Below are 9,850 nucleotides of genomic sequence, written 5' to 3' on the forward strand. Positions count from 1 at the left end.
GGGCATGAGCGGGCGGGATTCTAGACGGCTTCTGGCCCGCGCGGACTTTCTGTCGGCACACCGGTGCCCGGCTGGTGGACAACCGGGCACGGTGCGTCAAAAGCGTGCGAGCCAGTTTGTTTCTCGCGGCGTGAGAGCGGGGCTCCGCCGCGGGTTGGGATACTTCAGGATGAAAACATCAATGCCTCAAGACAACGGCCGCCCTCCCCATGATGGGAAGGCGGCCGTGTCAGGACTTCGGTGTGGATGATGCGTCAGTCGCCTTCGTAGATGCCGATGAGGCCCGGGGTGACGACGCCGGTCTTCACGTTCTTGGTGCCCTCGAAGGAGATGAGCACGCGGCGCTTGCCGGCGGAGCGGTCGAACTGGATGTCGGACACGCTGCTCGCGGAGGTGACCACGTTGCCGAAGACGTCACCGCTGTATTTCACCGTGCCGCCGCCCTTCAGGCGCGTGATGCCGCCCCACCAGTTGGCGCCCACCCAGAGGCTGCCATCCCAGGGGTCCGTCGCCACGGCGGACGTGGGCGCCATCGCGGGATTGCTGCCACTGGCGGGCGCGTAGTTGACCAGGTCCTGCATCACCTTGGTCTCCACGGTCCCGTTGGCGCTCAGGCGAGCGAGGCCGAAGTAGAAGGAGCTGACCCACACGCCGTCGTTGGCCGCGGGAGCCATGCCGGAGACGTTGTCGTCCACGCGCTGCGCCGCGGTGGGGTAGTTCGGCACGGCGTCAGGCCAGATGTCGAAGCGGTTCCAGTCGTAGCCCGAGTCCTCCGTCTCAGCCTGGGCCGTCCAGTAGTCATCCCCGTTGGTGCCGTAGCGGAAGCGCGTGGAGCGGATCTGCCCGCCGAAGAAGACGTCGTGGTTGTCCGTGATGGAGATGCCGTAGTAGCGGTCCGACAGCAGCTCTCCCTTGGAGCCGGAGATGGCGGGGTGCACGTGCTCGTAGAGGCCCGCGCACTCGAACTCCCACTTGAAGCCATCCGTGTTCCAGGGGCGCGGATCCCAGCAGTAGGCCGGAACGATGCCGTTGAACTTCGCGTCGCCCATGGCGAAGCCGTGGTTGCCGCCAAACCAGACGACCTCCTTCGCGGGGTCGTAGGCGATGCGGTAGACGGTGCAGACCTTCTCGCGCCCGCGCAGCTCGGCCTTCACCTTCTTGGGGCCGGTGTGGATGTCGTAGTGCACGACGTCGATCGTGCCGTCCGCCTTGAGCGTCACCTTGTCCGCGTCACCGCTCTTGTAGACGCTCGCGTCCGGCTCACGGTGGGCGTTCTCCGCCTGGTCCCACTCGTCCTCGCAGGTGGGCATGCCCGGCTGGGGCGGCTTGCCTGCGTAGCCGACGAACACCGTGCCCGCGGGACCGCCCGCCACGGAGATGACCTTGAGGTACGGCACGCCCGCCGGAGGGCCGCCCACGCCGTCGCGCATGCGGCCGTAGGGGTGCAGGCCTTCGGACATCGTGAAACGCTGGAGGGTGTTGGAGCCCTTCTTGATGAGGAAGAGGCCTTCCTCGCCGCCCGCGACCCAGACGTTGCCGCCCTGGTCCGCGGAGATGCCGTAGACGTAGCGCGGCGCGCCCTGCTCCTGGTTGTAGAACGTCCAGCCCGGTGCGGAGGGCAGGGGATAGGTCTGCACCTTCTCAGGCACGCCGGCATCCGTCCCCGCATCCGTGCCGGTGCCCGCGTCTGTCCCTGCGTCCGTGCCCGTCCCCGCGTCCGTCCCGGTGCCCGCATCCGTCCCGGTGCCCGCATCCGTGCCCGCATCCGTGCCGGTGCCCGCGTCCGGCAGCCGCGGCTCCTCCACGGGCGTCACCGGCACCACCGGGGTGTCCACGCTCTTCGTGTCGCCGTCATCCCCGCCGCAGCCTGCCCACCCCAGCGCGCCCACCAGCAGGACCGCCCCCGTCCACCGCCACCCGTGCTTCATATGATGCCCACCTCACACTCGCTCAGCGGAAGGTCCCCTTGCCGGACCCCCGTCGTCCGAGGCGTTCAAGGCAAGGAGGGTGCCAGCCCCCGGGGGCCGGAAACCGTCGAGCCGCCGCCGGTGGGCGTCGCTTGCGCGACACCGGGTGGGCAACCGTTTGCCCAATGTGTGAACGCCGGGGTCCCGAAGCGCCCCCCAACCGTGCTAGGGCCTGGGCAATGGCTGGGAACGACGCACGCGGCCGCACCCCGCTGTCCCTCGTGGGACAGGAGCCGGACCTCGTCTTCTACACACGGCAGGCCTCCGAACACGGCGGACCCGTGCTCGTGCTGGGCTCCGCCAACGGCCGGGTGCCCTGGGCTCTGGCGGGCCACGGCTTCACCACCGTGGGCGTGGATCCCTCCGAAGCGATGATCCGCTCCGCCGAGGAGCGCCGCGCCTCCGAGTCCCCGGACGTCTCGGGACGCACGCGCCTCATCGCCGCCGACCCGCGCGCGCTGCGGTTGCCGGAGCAGTTCCCCCTGGTGCTCGCCCCGCAGCACGCACTGGGGCTGATGTCCGGCCGCGATGACCTGGAGGCGTTCCTCGCCACCGTGCGCCACCACCTGGCCCCCGGCGGCACCTTCATCTACGACGTGCTCAACGCCCCGCGCGAACCCGTGCTGCCGCGCGACGACGACGAGCCCGGCGCCGCGGTGGAGCCCCGCCGCCCGCTCTTCGCCCTGCACCTGCGCGAGCGGCGTCCGGCCGGAGGGCAGAGCCCCATCCGCCGCCTCAAGCTGCGCCACTTCCTCCCCGAGGAGCTGGAGACCGCCCTCTCCGCCAGCGGCCTCACCCTGCGCGAGCGCTTCGGCCGCTTCGACAGCAAGCCCTTCGACCTGGAGGACCTGCGCCAGATTGGCGTCGCCGGGACCTGAGGACCGCGCTGCTACCGCTCGAAGCGGTAGCCCAGCCCGCGCACCGTGAGGAAGTGACGGGGCGCTTCCGGATCCGCCTCGAACTTCAGCCGCAGCTGGCGCATGAAGTTGTCCACCGTGCGCGCGCTGCCCTCGTAGTGGTAGCCCCACGCGCCTGACAGCAGCTCCTCGCGGGTGAAGGTGCGGCCCGGGTGCGCCAGGAAGTGCGCCAGCAGCTTGAACTCCTGCGCCGTCAGGTCCACCGGCTGCCCGTCGCGCGCCACCGTGCGCTGCGACAGGTCCACCTTCACGTCCCCGAACGTCACCGGCGGCGGCGTGGGGCTCGTGCCCCCGAACCTCCGGCGCAGCACCGCCTTGATGCGCGCGAGCAATTCCTGCAACCCGAAGGGCTTCACCACGTAGTCGTCCGCGCCCAGGTTGAGGCCCAGGATTTTATCCGACTCCTGGCCCCGCGCGGACAGCACCACCACGGGCGTGTCGCGGCCGCGCTGGCGCAGCTCGCGGATGACCTCGTAGCCGTTCAGCTCCGGCAGCATCAGGTCCAACACCAGCAGGTCCGGCGCTTCGTCCAGCGCCTTGGCCAGGCCCGTGCGGCCGTCCTGGGCCTGGATGACCTCGTAGCCCTCGAAGCGCAGGTTCATGGACACGCCGGTGAGGATGGACAGGTCGTCCTCCACCACCAGGATGCGCCGGGGCTTCTCCTCTCCAGGGACGGACGTGCTCATGCGCGGCTCACCGGGAGTTGGAGGGTGAAGCAGCTGCCCTGGCCGGGCTCGCTCTTCACGGTGATGCGGCCGCCGTGCGCGTCCACGATGCGCTTGCTGATGGCGAGCCCCAGTCCGCTGCCCTCCGTCTTGCGCGTGAGCAGGTTGTCCACCCGGTAGAAGCGCTCGAAGATGCGCTTGCGGTCCTTCCTGGCGATTCCCACCCCGTTGTCTTCCACCGACAGGTTCACGTATCCGCCGTCTCTCTGTGCCCGGAGGGCGATTCTGCGGTGGGTGGGGCCACTGTACTTGTAGGCATTCTGCAACAGGTTGAGCAGCGCGCCCGCCACCGCGACCCGGTCCACGTCCACGCGGGGCAGCCCGTCCTCCACCGCCACGGTGAACTCCATCTCGTCGCCGAGCCGCTGCGTGCGGAAGGCCACCACCGCCGCGTCCACCACGTCCGTCACCGGCAGGGTCTCGCGCTGGTACACCTTGCGGCCGCTCTCGATGCGCGCCCAGTCCAGCACCCGCTCGATGAGGTCCGACAGGCGCTCGGTCTCCTTGGTGAGCAGGTTCAGCACCTCCTGCGTCTGCGCCGGGTCCTTCAGCCGGCCCAGGGCCAGCGTCTCGATGAACATGCGGATGGAGGTCAGGGGCGTGCGCAGCTCATGGCTCACCAGCGACACGAAGTCCGTCTTCATGCGCGACAGGCGCGCCTCGCGGTAGAGCACGCGGCCGGTGTACGCCACGCCGAAGGTGAGCGTCAGGTAGAACAGGCCCAGCAGCACGCCGTACACGGCGCGGTTGCGCGTGGAGGTGCTCGCCACCGGGTCCTCGCCGGTGGGCAGCACCACCAGGCGGAAGTCCTGCAACGGCGCGGACAGCACCCGCTCCGCGAGCACCGGCGACCCCAGCGCGTTCTGCCGCGCCTGGGCCACCTCCGACATCAGCCGGTTGACGAGCCCGCCCTCACTGGACGTGTCGCGAGGCACGGGCAGCAGGGTGAAGCGCACGGGCTCCGACGTGGCCCGCCCCTGCGCCTTGTCCGACAGGAGCGCGTCCATCGCGATGCCCGACAGCCGCACGCCCCTCACGGTCGCGCCCTGGCGCTCGGCGGCCACCATCACCGCGCGGCCGTTCGTGGCGAGCGAGAAGACGGTGGGCACCGTGGGCAGCGAGGCGGCCTCCGGCACCAGCGCCGCCAGGGACTCCGCCAACTGCGGATCCTTCGTGCGCACGATCCCGTTCTCCACATGGAAGGTGCCCTCCGGGTCGGACAGCTCCTGGTCGTCCGGCAGGAGGAACGCCAGCCGCTCGGTACCCACCGGCTCCAGCCGTCCGCTGCTGAGCGCGCGGGGCACCTCCGCGGACAGGTCCGCCAGGGTCCCCCGCCACGCGGCCTCCAGGCGTTTCTCCACCGCGGCGCGCTCGTTGATGATGGCCACGACGCCGAAGCCGGACAGGCCGGCCGACGGCAGCACGACCAGCAGGATGAGCAGCGCGAACGTGCGCCGGAAGCTGAGGATGACGGGCGCGGGACGAGTCACGGCTCCCTGTGTCTACACGCGACGGCGGCCGGGTGCTCGCGGCATTTGGGGGAGGGGGGAGTCTTCCCGACATTGTCCGGAGGCATACGGCGGGTTCGGAAGGCGTCGACTTCCGGGGGGCGGCTGGGCGAGCATGGGGCTCTTGGGATGGCGTGTGAGCAGGGCCGGCACGCTCCCGACAGGCCGTGGGGCCGCGCGCAGGGTGGGGTCGGAGCAACGCGCGCGACCTTCGCGGGAGGGGATGGCATTTCCGATGCGACGGCAGGGATGGACCGCGCTGTGCGCGGTGACGACGCTGGTGCTTTCGGGCTGCAAGGAGCGCGAGGTGGCGGGCACCTGGAGCAACGCCTCCGGATCCGTGGCGCTCAGCCGGGATGACTCGCTGCTCTACGTGGTGGACGCCGACAACGGCATCCTCGCGGTGGTGGACACCGCCCGCCGGGAGAAGGTGTCCGAGGTGCGGGTGGGCCCGCGTCCGGAGCGCGTGACGGTGGGCCCGGACGACACCGTGTACGTGACGAACCGGGGCGGCAAGAGCGTGTCCGTCATCCGCAAGGGGGACGCGGTGGAGGCCGCGCGCGTCCCGGTGGGCGTGGAGCCCACGGGGCTCGCGGTGTCGCCGGACGGCCACACGCTGTACGTGGTGAACAGCGCCACGCGTGAGTCCGCCGCGCGGGGCAGCCTCACCGCCATCGACACGGGCACGCTCACGGCGCGCTGGGAGCTGCCGCTGGGCGAGGAGCCGCGCGGCATCGCGCTCCTGGAGGACGGCCGCAAGGCGGCGGTGTCGCTGTTCCGGCAGGGCGACGTGGTGACGGTGGACCTGTCGGACGCGAACCAGCCCCAGGTGATGCGCGGCGGCACGGACCTGAACACGAAGGCGAACCGGCCGTCGTCTTCCGGGGCCGGCATGGCTCCCTCGCCCCTCGTGGCGATGGACACCCCGCTGCCTCCGGGCTCCAACCAGGGCCCGCGCTCCTTCCGGGCGCGCGGCATGGTGGACCTCCTGAGCGCTCCGGATGGACGGCGCCTCTTCGCGCCGGTGGTGTGGTCGCGCGAGGATCCGCTGGCGGGTCCCGTGGACGGCCGCTCGCCGAATCCGGGCGATTCCATGTACGGCGGTGGGACGCCGTGCGGCGCGGCGGCGGGCGGCGGCGTGGTGGCCGCGGGCCTGGTCACCTTCGACACGGAGGACGAAGCGCCCCGGCCGGTGGTGGACGACCTGGACGAGTGCAAGCCGCCGCCGGAGGAGAAGCCGGACTACCCCACGTCGCTCATCGCGAGCCCCTCGTTCACGACGCCCCTGCAGGGGCCGGCGGCGGCGGTGGTGGACCCCACGGGCGCGTGGCTGTTCCTGGTGAACCAGGAGTCGAACAACGTGGCCATCCTGCCCTCGTGGCGCCGCTCCGGTTCGGACCTGGCGGGGGAGGGGAGCCCGGTGCGGCAGCTGCTGGACGTGGGCGCGGGGCCCAACGGCATCGCGCTCACGCGGGACGGGCGCAAGGCGTACGTCTACAACGCGTTCGACCACACGGTCAGCACGCTGGTGGCCAGCGGCGACGCCCGGGGTGACCTCCACGAGGAGGGCGAGCGTCTGGTCATCGCGGGCGATACGCTGTCCCCGATGGCGGTGGCGGGCCGGCGGCTGTTCTTCAGCGCGGTGGATGAGCGGATGACCAGCCCGTCCGTGGCGGTGTCCTGCGCGTCGTGCCACCTGGAGGGCCGCGAGGACGGCCACGTGTGGGGCTTCCCGGACGGGCCGCGCCAGACGCCCAGTCTGGCGGGGCGCATGACGACGGCCACGGCGCCCTTCCACTGGAGCGGCGAGTTCTCCGCGCTGGGGGACTTCATGAGCGCCACGGTGAAGGACCGCATGGGCGGCCAGGAGCTGGACGCGGACACGGTGGCGAAGCTGGGGGCGTTCATCGACGCCATCCCCGCGCCGGACAACGCGTTCCGGGACGAGCCGCTGACGGCGTCGCAGGCGCGAGGGGCCGCGCTCTTCAAGCAGGCGAAGTGCGACACGTGCCATTCGGGCACGGCGCTCACGAACAACACCAACGTGGACGTGGGCACGTTCGTGCGCTCGGGTGTGCTGCAGGACGCGGTGGCGGTCATCCAGGTGGGGCTCAACACGCCGTCCCTGCTGGGTGTGGGCCGCACCGCGCCGTACCTGCATGACGGCAGCGCGCCCACGCTCAAGGCGCGCCTGCTGAACGGCCGCGAGACGAACCAGCACGGCATGACCGCGCAGCTGTCCGACGCGGACATGGACGACCTGGTGGCGTACCTGGAGACGCTGTAGCGGAGATCAAACCGCACGGCGCGATCGCTCCGCCTGGGAGCAGGGTGCTTGAAGGAACAGTGCCGACGGGTGCAGGGTCCCGCCGTTCATGCGTCCCCCCTCCCAGGCCGTAGGTCTTCCCCCTCCCAGGATTGCGTATTCACCCTGGGGGCTCGTGGTGCTGGTCCTGGTCCATCACTTCGGACTCTGGGCCTGGACGTCCTGGCGCCGGAGCCTGCCTCTGCTCCTGGTGTTGGATCGCTGGGACTCGCACCACTACGGCACGCTGGTCCTGGAGGGCTACACGTGGCCGCTGTGGGCCTTCCTGCCGCTGTACCCAGGCCTGGTCTGGCTGGCGCGGCAGGTGCTGGGGGGCACGCTGCCTCCCCAGGTCGTCGGCACGGCCCTGTCCACGGCATGTCTGCTGGGCTTCGTCGCGTGGAACACCCACCAGGCGCGGCAGGGGCCCGTGCGCGAGGGGATGACGGCCCGGACGTCCTGGGGCTGGTTCGTCTTCCTCTACGGTCCCGCCAGCTTCGCGCTGCACTCGCACCACACGGAGGGGCTCTTCCTGCTCCTGTCGTTCGGTGCCCTGGCGTGTGCTTCGCGGGGGCTGCTCCTGCCCTCCGCCGCGCTGGTCTCACTCTGCATCTTCACTCGGAACCAGGGCTGCTTCGTGGCGATCGCCGCCGCGCTTCTGGTGGCCCTGCGCGAGCCGTCGTGGCGCGAGCGCTTCGTGCGGTTCGGCATCATGGGATGCCTGGCGCTGCTCGCGTTCGCGGGGCTGCTTGTCTTCGAGTGGAGCCGCTCCGGTGACCCCTTCATGTTCCTGAAGGCCCAGCGGGAGTGGAACCACGTGGACTCTCTCTGGGGCGCTGTCCGGGGATTGTGGTTCGGCAATCCCTGGCACCGGGGCTTCAACGGCTGGCTGGTGCTGCGGAATGTCTTCGGGGCGGCGTGGCTGGTGTTCGCGGTGATGTTGTGGCGCCGCGACCGGGCCCTGGGCCTCTATGCCTTGCTGTCACTTCTGGTGATGCTGCCCCAGGGCGATCTGGGAAATGCCTTCCGCTTCGGCGCGGTGCTCTTTCCGGTGATGTTCATCGCGGGCGACTGGCTGGCCACGCGCCCCGGGGCGTTGCGCTGGTCCGTGGCGCTGCTGCTCGTGTGGCTCAATCACAAGGTCACGCATGCCTATGCCATCGCGAAGTGGCCTTATTGAGATTGCGCCCGCGGATACGGCCATGGCTGTCGGGTGAGGAGTGCCTATCCCGCGTCTGGAACATCCGCCGCGGGCGCAGGCGTCGTCTCGGCCGGTGCGGACGTGGGGGCGGATGCTGGCGCGGGCGTTACCGGCTTCTGTGCGGGGGCGGCCGGCGCGGGCTTCTGCGCGGGTGGTACGACGATGGGCACCACCGGCGCGGGCTTGCGCGGAGCCGGAGCCACGGGCGGCGGGTTCGCGGGACGCGGCGCCGGTACGGGCGTCGCGGGCTTCTGCCCGGCCGGCGCGGAGAGCAGGTCCGGCGTTCCCGCGCGCGGCGCGGTGAGGCTGTCCAGCGGCTCCAACGGCGCATCCAGCAGGAGGCTGTCCCCCGCGTCGGCCGGGAGCTCCGTGCCCGCGTCCGCCGCCGAATCCACCACGCCGTGGTGCGACGTCACCGCCAGGCGCGCCACGTCCATCGCACGGTCGGGGTCGTCCCCCAGCCAGGTCACGACGACCACGCACGGCGTGTCGTCATCCCACGTCACCACCTGCGTCATGCCCTGCACGGGGTTGCGGCGCGCGGCGGCCCGGCCCAGCGCCGGAATCTCCTCGCCGCCCGCGTTCAACGTGGGCGCGAGCAACGCGCGAGCATCCGCGGTCGCGTAGTGCGGCTGGCAGTCATACGCCACCGACACGGACACGTCCGCCAGCGCCGCCGAACGCAGTGAGCACAGCGGCCCGCACGTGGGGCACGCCCGCTCCTCCTTCATCGTGAAGCCGTTCAGCGTGAGGTCGCGCAGGTCCGCGGGCAGCAGCTCCTCGCACGAGGGCAGGGTCAGCGTGGACGGCCGTCCCGGCAGCCCCATGAACGTCCCCGCATCCGCCGCCGTGACCGTGCCCGCACCGGGCCTGCTGCACGCGCCCAACGCGAGCGTCATCAGCAGTGCACCCCGTCCGACCCTCATCCCGTCTGCTCTCCTCACCGACGCCATGCGCGCGGGCGCGGATGGTAGACCGGGCCCGGCCCCCGTCATCAGCATTGTGGCGCCGCTGCCGCTTTCCGGACGCGACTGGATGGCGGGGGAGAGGTCGGGCAGGCCGGCCTCGTTCACAGGCAGGGCGTGGGCTAGGCTGCCTGCCCTCTTCCATCATGCGCCTCTCCGGTCTCCTCACCCTGTCGGTCCTGGCCCTGACGCCAGCCGTTCCCGCGCGGGCCCAGACGGCCGCCCCTCCGCCCCGGAGCGCGACCCCCGACGAGTCCTGGAG

The 9,850-nt window shown here is 71.3% G+C and carries 7 protein-coding genes; 3 read left to right on the forward strand and 4 right to left on the reverse strand.

Annotation, left to right across the window (positions count from 1 at the left end; genetic code table 11):
* Positions 1 to 254: 254 nt before the first annotated feature.
* Positions 255 to 1,928, reverse strand: a complete 1,674-nt coding sequence (locus tag D7X32_RS40705; protein WP_120607897.1) for a hypothetical protein — start codon at positions 1,926 to 1,928, stop codon at positions 255 to 257.
* Positions 1,929 to 2,146: 218 nt separating this feature from the next.
* On the opposite strand from D7X32_RS40705, the gene D7X32_RS40710 reads away from it, so the two are divergent.
* A complete protein-coding gene (locus D7X32_RS40710; RefSeq protein WP_120607898.1) occupies positions 2,147 to 2,845 on the forward strand; it encodes a class I SAM-dependent methyltransferase in 699 nt (232 codons plus the stop codon).
* An 11-nt stretch (positions 2,846 to 2,856) separates the two neighbouring features.
* Here the strand turns inward: D7X32_RS40710 and D7X32_RS40715 are convergent, their stop codons facing one another.
* Together D7X32_RS40715 and D7X32_RS40720 are read right to left on the reverse strand one after the other, a co-directional pair.
* The gene (locus D7X32_RS40715; RefSeq protein ID WP_120607899.1) at positions 2,857 to 3,570 is read right to left on the reverse strand and encodes a response regulator transcription factor; all 714 of its coding nucleotides are present in this window, start codon (positions 3,568 to 3,570) and stop codon (positions 2,857 to 2,859) included.
* The gene (locus D7X32_RS40720) at positions 3,567 to 5,099 is read right to left on the reverse strand and encodes a sensor histidine kinase (RefSeq protein WP_120607900.1); all 1,533 of its coding nucleotides are present in this window, start codon (positions 5,097 to 5,099) and stop codon (positions 3,567 to 3,569) included. Before D7X32_RS40720 ends, D7X32_RS40715 begins: the two co-directional genes overlap by 4 nt.
* Before the next feature lie 253 nt (positions 5,100 to 5,352).
* Between D7X32_RS40720 and D7X32_RS40725 the strand changes: the two genes are divergently transcribed.
* Positions 5,353 to 7,404, forward strand: coding sequence for a c-type cytochrome (locus tag D7X32_RS40725; RefSeq protein WP_120607901.1), 2,052 nt, complete (start codon positions 5,353 to 5,355; stop codon positions 7,402 to 7,404).
* A gap of 157 nt (positions 7,405 to 7,561) precedes the next feature.
* On the forward strand, positions 7,562 to 8,602 hold the full coding sequence (locus D7X32_RS40730) for a hypothetical protein (RefSeq protein WP_147450473.1): 1,041 nt from the start codon (positions 7,562 to 7,564) through the stop codon (positions 8,600 to 8,602).
* Between the two features lie 44 nt (positions 8,603 to 8,646).
* Here the strand turns inward: D7X32_RS40730 and D7X32_RS40735 are convergent, their stop codons facing one another.
* On the reverse strand, positions 8,647 to 9,549 hold the full coding sequence (locus tag D7X32_RS40735; protein WP_208752710.1) for a hypothetical protein: 903 nt from the start codon (positions 9,547 to 9,549) through the stop codon (positions 8,647 to 8,649).
* Positions 9,550 to 9,850: the final 301 nt, after the last annotated feature.

The organism is Corallococcus carmarthensis, assembly GCF_003611695.1.
GTDB lineage: Bacteria > Myxococcota > Myxococcia > Myxococcales > Myxococcaceae > Corallococcus > Corallococcus carmarthensis.